The 16,849-nt window shown below is 39.9% G+C and carries 17 protein-coding genes; 15 read left to right on the plus strand and 2 right to left on the minus strand.

Translation table 11 applies throughout. The features are described 5' to 3' along the window. Positions 1-73 precede the first annotated feature (73 nt). From AC2TDL_RS16505 to yajC, 8 genes are all read left to right on the plus strand, one after another. Positions 74-703, plus strand: coding sequence for a BofC C-terminal domain-containing protein (locus tag AC2TDL_RS16505; RefSeq protein WP_484697154.1), 630 nt, complete (start codon positions 74-76; stop codon positions 701-703). 251 nt (positions 704-954) lie between these two features. Further along, positions 955-1,458, plus strand: a complete 504-nt coding sequence (gene ruvC / locus AC2TDL_RS16510; protein ID WP_484697155.1) for a crossover junction endodeoxyribonuclease RuvC — start codon at positions 955-957, stop codon at positions 1,456-1,458. Then, positions 1,455-2,087, plus strand: coding sequence for a Holliday junction branch migration protein RuvA (ruvA, locus tag AC2TDL_RS16515; RefSeq protein ID WP_484697156.1), 633 nt, complete (start codon positions 1,455-1,457; stop codon positions 2,085-2,087). Before ruvC ends, ruvA begins: the two co-directional genes overlap by 4 nt. A 26-nt stretch (positions 2,088-2,113) precedes the next feature. Beyond that, positions 2,114-3,118 (plus strand): Holliday junction branch migration DNA helicase RuvB, encoded by a 1,005-nt coding sequence (ruvB, locus tag AC2TDL_RS16520; RefSeq protein WP_484697157.1) that lies wholly within the window; start codon positions 2,114-2,116, stop codon positions 3,116-3,118. Between the two features lie 14 nt (positions 3,119-3,132). After that, on the plus strand, positions 3,133-5,235 hold the full coding sequence (locus AC2TDL_RS16525) for a SpoIID/LytB domain-containing protein (RefSeq protein ID WP_484697158.1): 2,103 nt from the start codon (positions 3,133-3,135) through the stop codon (positions 5,233-5,235). 3 nt (positions 5,236-5,238) lie between these two features. Further along, positions 5,239-6,285: a tRNA preQ1(34) S-adenosylmethionine ribosyltransferase-isomerase QueA gene (gene queA, locus AC2TDL_RS16530; protein WP_484697159.1), complete on the plus strand. Its 1,047-nt coding sequence runs from the start codon at positions 5,239-5,241 to the stop codon at positions 6,283-6,285. Between the two features lie 20 nt (positions 6,286-6,305). After that, positions 6,306-7,463, plus strand: a complete 1,158-nt coding sequence (tgt, locus tag AC2TDL_RS16535; protein WP_484697160.1) for a tRNA guanosine(34) transglycosylase Tgt — start codon at positions 6,306-6,308, stop codon at positions 7,461-7,463. Positions 7,464-7,512: 49 nt separating this feature from the next. Further along, positions 7,513-7,824 (plus strand): preprotein translocase subunit YajC, encoded by a 312-nt coding sequence (gene yajC, locus AC2TDL_RS16540; protein WP_484697161.1) that lies wholly within the window; start codon positions 7,513-7,515, stop codon positions 7,822-7,824. Positions 7,825-7,934: 110 nt separating this feature from the next. Here the strand turns inward: yajC and AC2TDL_RS16545 are convergent, their stop codons facing one another. Then, on the minus strand, positions 7,935-8,315 hold the full coding sequence (locus AC2TDL_RS16545; protein WP_484697162.1) for a TIGR04086 family membrane protein: 381 nt from the start codon (positions 8,313-8,315) through the stop codon (positions 7,935-7,937). Between the two features lie 188 nt (positions 8,316-8,503). Between AC2TDL_RS16545 and AC2TDL_RS16550 the strand changes: the two genes are divergently transcribed. After that, positions 8,504-9,256: a YetF domain-containing protein gene (locus AC2TDL_RS16550; protein WP_484701248.1), complete on the plus strand. Its 753-nt coding sequence runs from the start codon at positions 8,504-8,506 to the stop codon at positions 9,254-9,256. A 19-nt stretch (positions 9,257-9,275) separates the two neighbouring features. On the opposite strand, the gene spoVB is transcribed toward AC2TDL_RS16550, so the two are convergent. Continuing rightward, positions 9,276-10,877 carry a stage V sporulation protein B gene (gene spoVB / locus AC2TDL_RS16555; RefSeq protein WP_484697163.1) on the minus strand — a complete coding sequence of 534 codons (1,602 nt, stop codon included), beginning with the start codon at positions 10,875-10,877 and terminating at the stop codon, positions 9,276-9,278. Positions 10,878-11,099: 222 nt separating this feature from the next. Here spoVB and AC2TDL_RS16560 point away from each other — a divergent pair, with 222 nt between their 5' ends. The 6 genes from AC2TDL_RS16560 to AC2TDL_RS16585 all read left to right on the plus strand — a co-directional run bounded on the left by AC2TDL_RS16560 (position 11,100) and on the right by AC2TDL_RS16585 (position 16,693). Then, positions 11,100-11,342: a post-transcriptional regulator gene (locus AC2TDL_RS16560; RefSeq protein ID WP_484697164.1), complete on the plus strand. Its 243-nt coding sequence runs from the start codon at positions 11,100-11,102 to the stop codon at positions 11,340-11,342. Positions 11,343-11,426: 84 nt separating this feature from the next. Further along, on the plus strand, positions 11,427-12,665 hold the full coding sequence (gene secD, locus AC2TDL_RS16565) for a protein translocase subunit SecD (RefSeq protein ID WP_484697165.1): 1,239 nt from the start codon (positions 11,427-11,429) through the stop codon (positions 12,663-12,665). Then, entirely contained in the window at positions 12,655-13,575 is a 921-nt protein-coding gene (secF, locus tag AC2TDL_RS16570; protein WP_484697166.1) for a protein translocase subunit SecF, read from the plus strand. The genes secD and secF overlap by 11 nt, the downstream gene beginning before the upstream one ends. Positions 13,576-13,702: 127 nt before the next feature. Next, complete coding sequence (locus AC2TDL_RS16575) at positions 13,703-14,095, plus strand: cation transporter dimerization domain-containing protein (protein WP_484697167.1); 393 nt, start codon at positions 13,703-13,705, stop codon at positions 14,093-14,095. A 26-nt stretch (positions 14,096-14,121) separates the two neighbouring features. Next, entirely contained in the window at positions 14,122-16,131 is a 2,010-nt protein-coding gene (recJ, locus tag AC2TDL_RS16580; protein WP_484697168.1) for a single-stranded-DNA-specific exonuclease RecJ, read from the plus strand. A gap of 31 nt (positions 16,132-16,162) precedes the next feature. Then, complete coding sequence (locus tag AC2TDL_RS16585) at positions 16,163-16,693, plus strand: adenine phosphoribosyltransferase (protein WP_484697169.1); 531 nt, start codon at positions 16,163-16,165, stop codon at positions 16,691-16,693. Positions 16,694-16,849 lie beyond the last annotated feature (156 nt).

Below are 16,849 nucleotides of genomic sequence, written 5' to 3' on the forward strand. Positions count from 1 at the left end.
GTTTCGTGAAAATGAAAGATTAAAATTTCAAATATTGACTACACTATGTTTAAGACTTGATGAAGGAGACAGCATGATGCAAAAATCAGTATGGAAAAAAATAAAGCAGAAGATAAGGAAAAAGATAAAACGATACGGTTCCTTAGCCTGGCAAGCAGCTCTATTAGGAATATTAGCATTTACGCTTAGCGGGCAGGTGGTTGTTCCGATAAACGTTTATGCAGCTCAGCTTGAGTCAGTTAATGATGAGGAGCTTTCAGCTTGGTTCCGAGAGGGACAAAAGTTAAGAGCGATCCTTCATCGTATTTATGTATGTGGCGAAGAAATCATTGAATTGGATAGACTTGGCTATGAAGAGGTAGTAATGCTAGCTGCGCAAAATCCGCAATGGCGCTTATCGGTTGATCAAACCCATACATTAATTAGATTTGAAGAACATCTTAATGATCTATCACCATATTGTAAAGGAAATGCGTTTTTTGGGATTGATGAGGAGGGAGTTTTCTCCTTATATGATGGTGTGCCTGCTAATGAGAAAGTAATGAAAACTTTTTTTCAATTAAATCTCCCTTATCTGGAAAGCAAGTTGCCTGAAGGTGAATTAGAGCATTTGAAATCAGGCATTCCTGTTAGGGATATTGAGGAATATGACAGTGTACTAGCTACCTTTAATGAATTTCGCTTAGATCGTATAAGCCAATAATGAAGTGAAGGGAGCTAATCTATGCAAAGAATGATAAATTAAACCCTATTACTGTTAAATGTTCAGTGATAGGGTTTTTTGTTAGGTGCAAGCAGCATCAAAAAATTATAAGTAGCTCCTTTGTCTTATATTGAAAGAATACTGAAACATTTGTTCTCATTGTTCCGTTCATTTGTTATAATGGAGGATAGACGCTTAAAAAGGGGTGTTATGCCCTATGAATTGCGCCAACTACATGATGAGGTGGATGGATGAGAGTTTTAGGAATTGATCCAGGGATTGCCATAACAGGATTTGGCTTTGTTGATAAACAAGGTCATAAGCTAGTTCCAGTCCAATACGGGGCAATCACGACAGAAGCACATACACCGCAAGAGCAACGTTTAATTCAAGTGTATGATTCAGCTTGTGCGCTAATGGATCGATACAAACCAGATACGGTTGCCGTTGAAAAGTTATTTTTTAATAAAAATGTAACGACTGCTTTTGCTGTTGGTCAAGCACGTGGAGTCATTATTTTAGCAGCAGCACAACGAGGCTTGCCCGTTGCTGAATATACGCCGTTGCAGGTTAAACAGGCAGTTGTTGGCTATGGTAATGCAGAAAAAAGACAAGTGCAAGAAATGGTTAAAATGTTTCTTAAGCTTCGTGCAGTACCAAAGCCGGATGATGTTGCCGATGCATTAGCTATAGCAATATGTCATGCTCATTCCATAGTGCTTTCACAAAAAATAGATGAGGTGAAACGGTCGTGATCGATTATTTAAAGGGAACAGTTACGTTCGTTGAGAGTGACTACGCGGTAGTTGAGGTACGGGATATAGGGTATCGCGTGTTTACTCCGAATCCTTATGCCTTAAAAGCTGCCCAGCAGCCAATAACGGTACATATTCATTATCATGTACGTGAAGATGCTGTATTATTGTTTGGCTTCCAAACTCGTGAGGAGAAGCAACTGTTTCGCAAATTACTTGATGTCTCTGGAGTCGGACCAAAGGTTGCCCTTGGCATCCTTTCTGCTGGAACAGCCGAAGCACTTGTCCAAGCTATTCAGCACGAGAATTTATCATATTTGACGAAGCTGCCTGGCATTGGAAAAAAAACTGCACAGCGAATATTGCTTGACTTAAAAGACAAGCTGGGGGATCTAGGCTTTGATGTTTATGCTGCAGGCAATCCATTTAGCTTACAATATGAAGATGCTCCTCATGAAAGCATTCCTGAGGGTAGGGCTTGGCAGGATGCCAAGGAAGCGCTAAAGGCGCTTGGTTATACGGATACTGAGCTAGATAGAGCATGGCAGGCGATGCAAGCCAATGTTTCAGAAGAAGAAAGTGTAGATGCTCTTATGAAAAAAGCATTGCAGCAATTATTTAAAGGATAATTTTTTACGGGAAGGAGTTTAGCAAAATGGATGAACGTATTATTTCCGCTAATTTAATGATGGAAGAACATGCGGTAGAGCTAAGCCTCCGTCCACGTTATTTGCATGAATATATTGGACAAACACAGGCAAAAGAAAATTTAACCGTCTATATCGAAGCTGCCAAAATGCGCAAAGAAGCGCTTGATCATGTGCTGCTATACGGACCACCGGGCTTAGGAAAAACGACTTTATCCAATATTATTGCCAATGAGCTAGGTGTTAATTTACGAACGACTTCAGGTCCTGCAATTGAACGTCCAGGCGATCTGGCGGCGCTATTAACGAATTTACAGGAAGGCGATGTACTTTTTATTGACGAAATACATCGTTTGCATCGTTCGGTTGAAGAAGTCCTTTATCCTGCGATGGAGGATTTTGCTCTTGATATTATGATCGGAAAAGGACCGAGTGCTCGCTCTGTGCGCCTTGATTTACCTCCATTTACGCTTATTGGTGCAACTACTCGAGCTGGACAGCTTTCTGCGCCGCTCAGGGATAGATTTGGCGTAGTTAGCCGCTTAGAATATTACACAGTTGATGAATTAACTTTTATCGTCACGCGAGCGGCTGAAATTTTAAATGTAGAAATCATTGGGGAAGCAGCATATGAGATTGCTTTGCGTTCACGCGGCACTCCTCGTATTGCCAATCGATTGTTGAAGCGAGTACGAGATTTTGCTCAGGTGCGAGGTGACGGGATTATTACCCATGAAATTGCTAAGGCAGCACTCGAATTGCTGCAAGTCGATCCAATGGGACTTGATCATATTGACCATAAAATGCTTAAAGCGATGATGACAAGTTTTGCAGGTCGTCCAGTTGGATTAGATACGATTGCTGCTACGATAGGTGAGGAGTCACAAACGATTGAGGATGTGTACGAGCCTTATTTAATGCAAATCGGATTTTTACAACGCACTCCACGAGGTAGAATTGCAACTAGAGGAGCATATTTGCATTTTGGTATTCCATATCCTGAAAAGGAGTAAGGAGGGGTTAAATAATGAGCAAGCGGATAAAGCAAAGTTTGATCATTGTTGTTCTTAGTATGTTATGTATATCGATTGGTGTCGTTCAGCCCGCTCATGCAGCGACAGTTCCATCTCTAGATGAAATTAGAGTAGCGATTTATTTGAATTTACCTAGTAAATATAGTAGCATTGCAAAAAGTGTAACCTTGAGTTCAGCACAAGCGATGCAAATGTCTGTTAAAGCAGATGGAAAAAGTGTACAATGGTTAACCTTTGCGGAAAATGATCAACTAAGGCTTGCGGTTAATGATTACAAAGTAAAAGTTTACGAGTCTACAAACTTTAATAATGCAAAACAAGCATTTGATGCTGTAAAATCAGCAGGCGGTTCACCGTTTCTTATTTCCTTAAATAAAAATAATAAAGTAACGTATCAAGTTATTGAAGGCGGATATGCCAGCAATAAAGATGCAACGACTGCATTAAACAAATGGAAGGGTAGTGCCAGTATAACAAAAGTAACGGGTACTTCAATGGCTATAACTGGTCCATACGCTTTCCTAAACAGTGGTCATGCGAGTAAAGCGGATGCTTTAAAAGCAGCAGCCAACTTTGGTGCCCAAGGAATCGATACTGCGTTAGGCTTATCGTTAAATAGCGCAGGGAAGCTTGAATATTCCGTACTTGTTGGATTAACGGGTTCACAAGCAGAGCTTGATCTCATTAAAACAAAAGCAAGCAAAGTATCCAGTAAACTAGAGCCGGTGTCTGGCAATACTAATGTGCTTACGATGAGAGTAGATCACAGTATAACAGCAAGTGCTTCAAGTTCTGATGAGCTATATTTGTACAATCCGAAGCAAATAGTTATTGTGAAGCCTGCAAATAATGGTACACTTAAGCTTACTGAGCGCAGTGAACGGAGCTATCGCGGGGTGATGGAGGCTGGAGTTTTAAACAATCAGCTCTATCTTGTAAATGAGTTGCCATTTGAGCAATATTTATACTCTGTTGTAGCGATCGAAATGTACACTTCTTGGCCGCTCGAAGCATTGAAGGCGCAAGCAGTAGCCGCTCGTACATACGCTTTATATGGCGGTAATCGCTTTGAAGTTGCACATGTAGTCGATACAACAACAAGTCAAGCTTACTATGGCTTTAATTCAGAGCATCCTAACTCGATCGCTGCAGTTGATGCAACCAAGGGTGAGGTGCTAATGTATAATGGTAAACTTGTGGAGACTCTGTTCAGTTCAAATGCAGGTGGTCGTACAGCAGATGCTAAGGAAATTTGGGGCAATGAAGTAGCTTATCTGAAAAGCGTTGATAGTCCAGATTCACTTGCAGAAAATGGACTGCATAGCTGGTATCGTGTCGTATTGCCAAACGGAAAAGTAGGCTATATTCGAGACGATCTTGTAAAAGACACAGGAAAAGTAAATCCAGCAGGCAAGCCGATCTTGCTATCGACGACCGATGGTACTAACATTCGCCGCAATCCAATTATTCAAAACAACGTTGCGCCAATTGCACAGATTAATAGTAATGTTGAATTAGTTGCACTTGAGAAGGTTGTTGAATCCAATAGCTATACTTGGCGTCGTGGACCATATACAAGTGAAGAATTGCTAAAAGTAATTAACGGTAAATTATCGGTTACAGGTCCAATTACATCATTAGAGGTTAGTGAGCAAGGTGCTTCAGGCAGAGCAGTTGGCGTCTCTCTTAATGGTAAAAAATTAAATGTTTCTAGTCCTGTTGATTTACGAAGCGTACTAGGAGTAGATGGTACATTGCCAAGCACTTACTTTACAATTGAACAAACCGGACAAGTTGTAATTCTCGGAGCCTCGAAGCAGCAACGCACTAAATCAGACGGTGCGGGTAACTTACAGGTGCTCGGAGCGGGTGGCCGCACTGGAACTGTTTCAGCAGATTATTTATTTGTGTTAGATGGACAAGGCAATGTACGAGCAGCTACAAAGGACGCAGAATTCCAATTTGATGGAAAAGGTAATGGCCATGGTGTTGGTATGTCGCAATATGGTGCATATGGTCTTGCCACTAAAGGGTATGACTACAAATATATACTGCAATACTACTATACAGGATCAACTATTGCTAAGGATGAATAAACAATGAACGTAGATTTGTTTGATTTTGAGCTTCCAGAGGAGCTAATTGCCCAAACTCCATTAAAAGAGCGTACGGCATCACGTCTGCTTATGCTGAATAAGCAAAGTGGCGAAATTACACACGGTACTTTCCGCAATCTTGCAGATAAATTGCAGGCAGGCGACGTGTTAGTGCTTAATGATACTCGAGTTCTGCCGGCAAGACTAATGGGAACGAAGCTAGATACAGGAGCGCGTATTGAATTGCTTCTGCTTAAGCAGCTGCAAGATGATCGCTGGGAAGTACTAGCAAAGCCAGCTAAGCGAATGAAGGTTGGTACGGTTGTTGGATTTGGTGAGACTGAAAGTGGAGCTCCACTGTTAACAGCAACTGTAGAAGAAGAGGGAGACATGGGAGCTCGTACTGTACGATTTTCGTACAAAGGCATTTTTAATGAGCTGCTAGATAAACTAGGAGAAATGCCTCTTCCACCTTATATCAAAGAAAAGCTTGATGAGAAGGAACGTTATCAGACAGTTTATTCCAAGCATGAAGGATCGGCTGCTGCGCCGACTGCGGGACTTCATTTTACAACTGAATTTTTGCAGGAGCTTGAGGCGAAAGGCGTAGAAATTGCTTTTATTACGCTTCATGTTGGGTTAGGTACGTTTCGTCCTATGAGCACAGAAACGGTTGAGGAGCATGAAATGCATGCTGAGTACTACGAATTAAGCGAGCAAACCGCAAAAATTTTGCAACGTGCTCGAGAAGAAAAACGTAGAATAGTGGCAGTGGGGACAACGTCGGCAAGAACGCTGGAAACATTAGGACAGCGATTCAAGTCAGAGCCGCTGCAAGCATGTAACGGCTGGACATCAATATTTATCTATCCAGGCTACCAATTTCAGCTTGTTAATGCGTTGCTAACAAACTTTCATTTACCAAAATCAACGCTAGTAATGCTTGTTAGTGCATTAGCAGGTCGCGAGCAAATTTTAGAAGCTTATAAAGAAGCTATTCAGCTAAAATATCGATTCTTTAGCTTTGGCGATGCAATGTTTATATACTAGAAGCAATGTTTATATACTAAATGAGAATAGGACGAGTGAGGAATTTGGCAATAAAATATGAATTTATTAAGCAATGCAAGCAATCAGGTGCACGACTAGGTAGAATTCATACGCCGCACGGCATTATTGAAACACCAACTTTTATGCCAGTTGGAACACAAGCAACGGTTAAAACGATGAGCCCAGAGGAATTAAAGGCATTAAATGCACAAATTATTTTGAGCAACACGTATCATCTGTTTTTACGCCCAGGACATGAAATTGTAAAAAAAGCAGGTGGTCTGCATAAATTTATGAACTGGGATCGCCCAATATTAACAGATAGCGGTGGCTTCCAGGTGTTTAGTTTAAGCGAACGTCGCAAAATTAGTGAAGAAGGCGTTGAGTTCCGTTCACATTTAAATGGGGATAAGCTATTTATTAGCCCGGAAAAGGCGATGGAGATTCAAAATGCACTTGGTCCAGACATTATGATGGCCTTTGATGAATGTCCGCCATATCCAGCAACATATGAGTACGTTAAGCAATCAACGGAACGTACATCACGTTGGGCAGAACGCTGTTTAGCGGCTCATCAAAGAAAACATGATCAAGCATTATTCGCTATCGTGCAAGGCGGAATGTATGAAGACTTGCGTATTCAAAGTGCGAAAGATTTGACTTCAATGGATTTCCCGGGTTATGCTATAGGTGGACTAAGTGTAGGAGAGCCAAAGCATTTAATGTATGAAGTGCTTGACTATACTGTACCGCATTTACCTTTTAATAAGCCGCGTTATTTAATGGGAGTTGGTTCACCAGATGCGCTAATTGAAGGAACAATTCGCGGTATTGATATGTTTGACTGTGTGCTGCCTACGCGTATCGCTCGTAACGGCACAACGATGACAAGTCAAGGTCGATTAGTTGTTCGCAATGCGAAGTTTGCGGAGGACTTTACTCCACTTGATCCAAATTGTGATTGTTACACTTGTAAAAACTATACAAGAGCTTATATTCGTCATTTAATAAAAGCCGACGAATCGTTTGGTATTCGTTTAACAACATTCCATAATCTTTACTTCTTAACAAATTTAATGAAACAAGTTCGTGAAGCCATTATGAATGATTGTCTGCTTGACTTCCGCGATCAATTTTTTACACAATATGGCTTGCACGATAATGATAAAGGCTTTTAAAGGAAGTTGATAAGCAAGTGATTATTTACTTAGAAAGGGGTGAAATTTGATGTCAACATACTTAGCAGATGCGACTCAACAATCTGGAAATATTTGGACATTGTTATTGCCATTTATTTTAATGTTTGTTGTGTTCTACTTCTTACTTATTAGACCGCAACAAAAGAAACAAAAGCAACGTAACCAAATGTTGTTGCAATTGAAAAAGGGCGATAAAGTCGTTACGATTGGTGGTTTGCATGGAACAATCGTTGAACTTACTGATGATACGGTTGTACTACGTGTAAACGATTCTGTAAAGCTTACTTATGAAAAAAGCGCAATTAGTTCTGTAACTCAATCAGCACCTTCAGCTGAATAATTACATACGAACTTGTAAAATACCTCTATGGCTGATAAAGCGAATTGCTCTCCGATGATGATGTTGAACACTGGAGAGCAATTCAACGCATATCGCTGCTGGAGGTATTTTTATTTTCGCAAATTTACACCAATCATACCGCCAAACGCTCCAGCGCCAATTACTGTTAATAACAGCAGTAAGCTATGCAAGCTTAACGAAACATCTGATGCCAAAAAGCTCACTGTAATAATAATTAGACCGTAAATTAAACCTAAGCTAACTCCATAATACCAGCCCTTTGATGAAGCTCGTTTGCCTGCACAGAAACCGCCTACAAAAGCTGAAAAGCTATGAACGACGAATGCCATCGTTTCCAAATTACTTTCCTTAAATGATGTTAAATGCAGCAGCAAAGAAAGCAATAGTGCACCAATAGCGAGCCATATTAATGCATACGTAATACCTGCAAGCATCGGCATTGCCATAAATTTGCGTGAATCAGAATTCATAAGCTACCCTCCAAGCTTTTAGTTTTCTAATTTATTACACGATATGCGATTGTCCAGTAAATAGTACAAGTTTCATCACATTTATTCCATAATGTGTATTGGCATATTATTCGTAAAGCTAAACTGAATGAACGATCTCTCCTGCGGTCACAATAGCACATACGATGCTGCAAAGAGAGGTGAAGATGATGGAATGGTTCGTATTAACATGGCACACTATCGTCATGTATATTTTCGTGTTTATTGTTTTGCGTGTAATGGGTAAACGTGAAATTGGTAAATTATCCGTACTCGATTTAGTAATTTCTGTTATGATTGCAGAAATTGCGGTCATTAACATAGAGGACCCGAAAAGCCATATTCTTAGTGGGATCCTTCCAATCATCATCTTAATGCTCATACAGTTATTAACCGCTTATTTATCCATGAAAAGTCGAAAATTGCGATTAGCGCTTGATGGCAGTCCGTCAGTCATTATTGCACAAGGGCAAATTTATTATGATGAACTGCAAAAACAACGCTATAACTTAGACGATTTGTTATTGCAACTGCGTGAACAAGGAATAACCTCAATCGAGGATGTTGATTTTGCAATCTTGGAAACGAGCGGAAAATTGTCAATTGTTCCACGCCAAAATGAAACAACAACTCAAGAGCAAGCGACTGAGGTTAATTCATCCTCTAATTCACAAACAAGCAATAAATCTTATGAGGATCAATATTCCAGTATTATACCACCAGGTTTTCGTTATGAAATGCTGCCGATTCCGCTTATTATGGATGGCAAAGTACAGGATAGCAATTTAGAAAAATTGCAAAAAACTAGATTTTGGTTAAAAAATATTTTGCAGGAAAAAGGCGTTACGCAGTTTAAAGATGTGTTATTATGCACCATTGATCATAAAGGTCGAATTTATGTTGATAGCAAACGTCAAAAATAAAGCTATTTTGAGGAAGTTGTTATTGAAACCATTTGCCAACGTATGGGATTCGTGATAAATCATCACGATCAATAATCTTCATAATAAACATGAAATAAAGATAAAGCACCATTGTTGTTGTGCTTGCAGCAAGTAGGCTTAACCATTCTGGCTGGCTATGTAACAACGATTTAACATAATGAGCAAATGCTCCTGATATGATGATTGCTGCGCCTACCTTTATAAAATCAAGGATATTCATTTTATAACCAACAAATTTTTTAACGCTGAGACTATGCAACATTGTTACGAAGACCGTATTTACAGCAATCGCGATAATTGCACCTTTTATACCTAGAGCAGGATTAGATGCAAGCCAAATAATTAGGCCAATTCTTACAATGGAGCCCACCAAAGTGTTTTTTAATGCAACACCAGGCTTGTCTAACGCCTGAAGTGTAGCTTGCAGAGGGGCCTGTAAATAAATAAATATTCCGAAAAGAGCAATTAACTGCAAGTAAGAGCCGTATTCACCATGAGCGTAAAGCAATTCACAAATTGGTTCTGCAAATAAAAACATAATAATGGTAAACGGCGCACCAGCTACTAAGCAGATTCGCATTGATTGATGCAGTCGCTTATGTATGAGTTGATATTGCTTTTGCACGGCTGCTTCAGCTAATGAAGGTACAAGTGATACTGCCAATGAATTCGTTAAGGCAGTTGGCAATAATACTAGCGGCATTACCATTCCTTGCAGCGCACCGTATTGCGCGGTTGCAATTGCTGTAACTATGCCTGCGGCTGCCAGGCTCCTTGCTGTAAAGATCGACTCTAACAAATAGCTGATAGAGCCAACAAGCCTGCTTCCTGTCACAGGAATGGACAAGGAAAGCAATTTTCTTAATATATTATCTTTCCCCTCTTTTTCGCTAGTCATTTCACTGGGATCTAATAGTTCTTTTTGCTCTGTTGCTGTAGTTGAGGTACTTATCGTTGAGCGACGTCTATTTTGCTCTCGATGATAGTTAAACAGCATTACAGCTAGTCCAGCAAGCTCGCCTAAAACTACGCCTAGCATTGCCCCAGCAGCCCCCCAATGAAGTCCCCAAGGTAGCAAAAGAAATGCTAGCAACAAAGAAAAAATAATACGAACAACGGTTTCAATCGTTTGAGCCCAAGCACTTGGTATCATATTTTGCTTGCCTTGAAAATAACCGCGATAAACAGCACTTATTCCAACAATTAAAAGCATAGGTGACATAACGATAAATGACTGAAAAACACGCGGCTCAGGAATAATATATTTAATAATAAGTGGAGCAAATAAAAGCATCAGACTTGTTAAAGTTAGCGCGATTGTGACACTTAATGTCATTGCCGTTCGATAAATACGCTTTACTCTTGCAGTATCGCCAATTGATTCAGCCTCAGCAATCCATTTGGCAATTGCAAGCGGGATTCCTCCTGTAATAATTGTTAATAGAACAATTAAAAATGGATAACTCAGCTGGTAAATTCCAACACCTTCAGCCCCAATAATACGTGGAAGCGTAATTCGTGGAATAAAGCCAAGAATACGATTGATAATGCCAGCTAATAGCAAAATCATCGCGCCTTTTATAAAGTTTTGCTTCGTCATTGCTTACACCTCTCTTAATATGCCTGTTACGGTTACGGTAATTGTTATGTCGATTGGATTTAGAAGCCTGTACAATTCATCCTATGCTTGTCACCTGCATTTCCATGCTAAAATTAAAGGATGCAGCAGGAAATATGTTGTATCTGGCGAATTATTTTAGGAAGTTGAAGCAAGCTCAGATGATGTCGCTGCTCTAGTCAGCGTGCAGATAGGGAGGCGATCATGATGGAGGATAAGGAGTTAGAAGCGATTATTAAGCTATTATGTGAAAGCAAGGTGGAGGAACTACGCTTGCTCGGATACGAACATGCAGAAGTGGAAGAGGTATGGAGTTGTGTCAGCTCGAAATATAAAAAGACAGGAATGCCTAACCTTCATCAAATTGTTAGTGATATATTGTCATTAAAGCCAACTCAATTTATGAACTTTTTAATGATGGGAGTATATAAAGGGGACTCTTTCTAATTGTAAAGAGTTTCTTTTTTTTGACGTTATTTTGCACGATCTGTATAATAGGAATATTGAGATTTTAAGGAGGCCTATAGACATATGGTTATGAAAAGACTGCTAGCCTTTGTTGCTGTCGTTGTTGTACTGGCTGCAGCAATTATTGGGACAAGCCCATCTATCCTTAAAGATGTTAAGCTTGGTTTGGACTTAAAAGGTGGCTTTGAAGTTTTGTATGAGGCTTCTCCATTTGATGAAGGTGGAGAGGTTACTCCGGAAAGCTTAAAGCAAACTGCAAAGGCATTGGAAAAACGTATTAACAGTACTGGGGTTACAGAGCCAGAAATTTTACCTGAAGGTACGAATCGTATTCGTGTTCGTTTGCCTGGTGTAGAAAATGAGGAAGAAATTCGCGAGTTATTAGCGAAGCCAATTAACCTAACTTTCCGTGCACCAGACGGTACCATTATGTTAGACGGACGTGATTTTAAAGAAAATAGTGCTGGTGTTGCTTATGATAACTTTAATCGTCCAGTTGTAACAATTGAACTTAAGAACGGCGATAAGTTTTATGATGTAACTAAACAGCTTGTTGGAAAATATTTAGCGATTTATTTGGATGATGAAGAGATTTCTCGTCCTAATGTAGAATATCCAATTTCAGGGGGCTCTGCACAAATTACTTTAGGTAACAATGCGAAAAAAGCAGAGGCCGAGGAATTGCGTGACTTGATTAATATGGGCTCGTTGCCGCTTAAATTAACTGAGAAATATACGCAAAGCGTTGGTGCAACACTAGGTTTGAACTCCTTAAAAGATACGGTAACTGCAGGGGTAATCGGTTCTATAATCGTTCTGCTCTTTATGATTATTGTGTATCGTTTACCAGGATTTGTAGCAGGTGTTTCCATTATTACGTATGCATGGCTATTAATTCTTGTTCACGTATGGTTAAATGCAACGTTAACTTTGCCAGGTATTGCGGCATTTGTGCTTGGTGTCGGCATGGCTGTGGATGCGAACATTATTACTGCGGAACGGATTAAAGAAGAAATTCGTAGCGGCAAGAGCATGTTGTCCAGTTTAAAAGCTGGTTCAAAAAGCTCCTTCCATACAATTATGGATGCGAATATTACAAGTATTATTGCTGCCATTGTGCTTTATGTCATTGGTGATGGAGCAATTAAAGGTTTTGCTTTAACGATGATTTTCAGCCTTATCGTCAGCATTATTACGAATATTTATTTAGCTCGCTTTCTGCTCTCCTTGCTCGTAAGCAGCAACAAGTTCAACAAGCCAAAATATTTTGGAGTAAAGGAGGAACAAATCCGTGCGCTATAATACGAATATTCGCTATGACTTTGTAAATAATCGGAAAAAGTTTTATATTTTCTCTGGTGCACTTGTCATCATCGGTATTCTTTCCCTGCTTATTTTCCGCTTAAATTTGGGCATTGATTTCAAAGCAGGCACAACAATGGATACCGCAACTGAAAGAGCAGTAGAGCAACAAGAGGTTGTAACAATCTTAAAACAGCTTGGTTACGATGAAACACCAACTATCGGCGGTTCCAATAATGATCGAATTTCTATTCGTTTTGGGGATGAGCTGGCAAGTGATAAGATCCGCGAAATTCAAAATGAATTCAAGGCCGCTTTTGGTGAAAATAGTTCTTTTGAGGTCAACGTAGTCTCAGCAGATATGGCTCGTGAGCTGGCAGTAAAAACGATTTGGGCGGTTATTGCTGCATCAGTATTAATTATGCTGTATGTTATGATTCGATTTGAATGGCGTTTTGCTGTATCAGCTAATCTGGCAATTTTATATGACTGCTTTGTGGTCGTTGCCATCTTTTCAATTTTTCGTTTAGAAGTGGATTTACCATTTATTGCTGCTGTGCTTACGACTCTTGGTTACTCGATTAATGATAAAATCGTTATTTTCGACCGAATCCGTGAAAATATGCGGTTTCATCCTGCGAAAAATAAAGTTCAGCTAACAGAGCTTGTTAATGCTAGTATTTGGCAAACAATGGCACGTAACCTATATACAGTATTAACAGTATTTATCGTGACAATATTTATTTTCTTATTTGGCAGTGAGTCGATTCGTCTGTTCTCACTTGCAATTTTGATCGGGTTAATTAGTGGAGCATACTCCACCATTTGTATTGCAAGCCAATTCTGGTTTGATTTCAAAAAAAATCAAAAGAAAAAACCTGTGGCGGCGGCTAAGCAGCCTACCGTATAGGTAGTATTATCGTAAAAGGCTGACTATGGAGGAATCGTGACAACCCATAGCCAGCCTTTATTATTATGATATAATAAGAAAATAATTAGTGTTTAAGCGATATCATGAATGGTTTTAGGAGGATAATATGTCTGCTGATGTTGATAAGGGAAAAAGCATATTACATCGCCTTTTTGGAGCTTTGCTCGGTAAGCAGAGAGCTTCAGCGCAAACGGGACGATTAGAAAACAGTGATGATATTAAAAATGTTGTGTTAAGAATGAATGGAGTTATTGCTGTTGAATCATGCGAAGCTCGTGAGCAAGGTCATTATGTAGTTGCTACCTTAACGATCAATGTTAATCCGAGAATTACGGTGCAAGAAGGGCATGAAATTTCACAAAGAGTTCGTTGGTTGTTAATGCACCGCTTTACGCATCTGAGTGATGTTATTATATATGTGAAGCCATTTGTACCGGAATATCCTTATAAAAGCAATGATACGAGCTCTCAAGAGGAGATATCTACGATATTGCAATAGCATTCGTAGTGAAAGGAGCTTAAGTAATGGTGGAGCGAAAAACGCGCTGGCAGCTTGCTGCATATAGTGATGAACTAGAGAAATTAGCAGAAAAAGCTAGTAGACAGTTTAATATTCCAATTCTAGTTGCAAAGCTGCTTATCCAGCGTGGCTATCAGGATGAAGAAAGTATTAGAGCTTTTCTATACAGTTCGCCAGCAAATTTGCATAATCCTTACGAGTTGGCGGGTATGCAAGCTGCAGTTGAGCGAATTAAGCGAGCAAAAGAATTGGGCGAAAATGTAAGAATATACGGTGATTATGATGCAGACGGTGTATCTAGCACCTCACTGCTCTATTATACATTTCAACGCTTCGGACTAAAATTTGACTATTATATTCCGCACCGAATGTTAGAAGGCTATGGTTTAAATAAAGCTGCAATTGATAAGGCTAATCAAGATGGAATTAATCTAATCGTAACGGTTGATACTGGTATTAGTGCGTATGAAGAAGTTTTGTATGCATCATCTCTTGGGATCGATATTGTAGTAACTGATCATCATGAACCGCCTGAGCAATTACCGCCAGCCGTTGCAGTAGTTAATCCGAAGCAGGAGCATTGTCCATATCCATTTAAAGGCTTGGCTGGAGTAGGGGTTGCGTTTAAGTTGGCAACTGCACTGCTTGAACGTCCACCAATGGAATGGAGTGGCATCGTTGCTCTTGGTACAATTGCCGATTTAATGCCGTTGTCAGGAGAAAATCGTATTTTAGTAGCATCAGGCTTAGCCGAACTGCAAAAGGGAGAGCATCTAGGCTTTAACGCTCTTGCAGAAGTTAGCGGAACTAGCATTGAGGAGCTTACTGCAACAAAAGTCGGCTTTGGTTTAGCTCCACGGATAAACGCTGCTGGCAGATTAAAGCATGCCGCACTTGCGGTAAAACTATTAACGACAAATAATGAGCAGGAAGCAGTTCAACTAGCGAATCAGCTTGATTTGTTAAATAAGGAACGTCAACAAATTGTTGAAGATATTGTAGCTGAAGCAGAGGAGCAATGGCAAAACAAGGTTAAACTAGCAAAAGAGCAAGGTGTAGCCGAACCTCATGTGATCGTAGTAGCAGGACCAAATTGGAATGTTGGAGTAATTGGTATTGTTGCTTCAAAGCTGCTAGAACGCTATTACAAGCCTGTGCTCGTATTTGGCATAGATGAGGAGACTGGCAAGGCAAAAGGTTCTGCCCGTTCGATTGATAATTTTGATTTGCATGCCGCATTAACAGAGTGTGAGGATTTATTAATTCATTATGGTGGACATCAGGCGGCTGCAGGAATGACTTTAATGGCAGAATTGCTGCCTGAGCTAGAGCAAAGATTGAGTAAGCTAGCTTATGAGTGGCTTAATGAGGAAGATTGGATACCAAAGCTAACGATTGATCTAGCGTGTGAACTTTCAGAAATTACGCTTGAAACGATTTCTCAGTTATCATTGCTAGAACCTTTTGGTATGGGAAATCCATCTCCACGTGTATTAATCAAGGGTGCGCAATTAAAAGAGCGTCGGGCGATAGGTAAAGATGGTAAACATCTTAAGCTGCAATTAAAGGATCGTCAGCAAACCTTAGATGTTATTGGTTTTGGTATGGGTGAGTATGAGGCGAGTTTACCGCTAAATACTACACTTGAAGTTGTTGGAGAACTGAGCATTAATGAATGGAATTTCACAAGAAAGCCACAATTGCAATTATTTGATATGCATGTCGAAAAAGAGCGAATTAAAGTATTCCCATCGCGCGAACAATTTGGTATCATTTATCAGTACATTCGCAAGGCTGGAATGGTTTCACGAAGTGACCTTATTGATACATTGCAAAAGGTTAGCGGTTTAGGAGCGCCAGAAATATCATTAATTATCGATGTTTTCGAGGAGTTACATTTTATAACAAAAACATCCTCTCATATAAAGGCGGTTGCTTTACCACAGAAGCGAGAGCTTTCAAGCTCTGCTCGTTATCATCGTGCACAGCTGGAATATCAGCAGTACCAAGCATAATATGCGAACAGGTCAAAGAAAGGATTGAATAATGTTGAGCAGCACAACTGTAAATTTAAAGGAATATATTAGAGTGATCGAGGATTTTCCAACACCAGGCATTTCATTTAAAGACATTACTACATTACTTAAAGATGGAAATGCGTACAAAGCAGCAATTGCTCAATTACGTCAAGCAGTAGAGAAATATCAAATTGATGTGATTGCTGGTCCAGAGGCGCGCGGCTTTGTTATTGGAGCACCGTTAGCAGTAGAGCTTGGCGTTGGATTTGTGCCGGTGAGAAAAAGTGGTAAGTTACCTGGTGAAACGATTAGTGCAGGCTATGCGCTTGAATATGGCTCTGATCAGCTTGCAATCCATAAGGATGCTATTACACCTGGACAACGTGTTTTAATTGCTGATGATTTATTAGCAACTGGAGGCACTATCGCTACTGTTGTAGAGCTAGTTAAAGAGCTTGGCGGCGAGGTTGTTGGGGCTGCTTTCTTAATTGAACTAGAAGAGCTGCAGGGTAGAAAGAAGATTGAAGGTATTGAAGTGCATTCACTAGTTACGTACTAGGATCAACATATTGTTTTATGGACCGATTACACATGCAGCTGATTTTATTTCACGCATATGTGACGGTCTGTTTTTTTACTTAAATTACTAACAATCTAATTGACGGGATATGTCGTTTACAGGCATAATTAATTAGTATATCACACATTTTGTTGT

This window comes from Paenibacillus sp. plas6 (assembly GCF_057221655.1).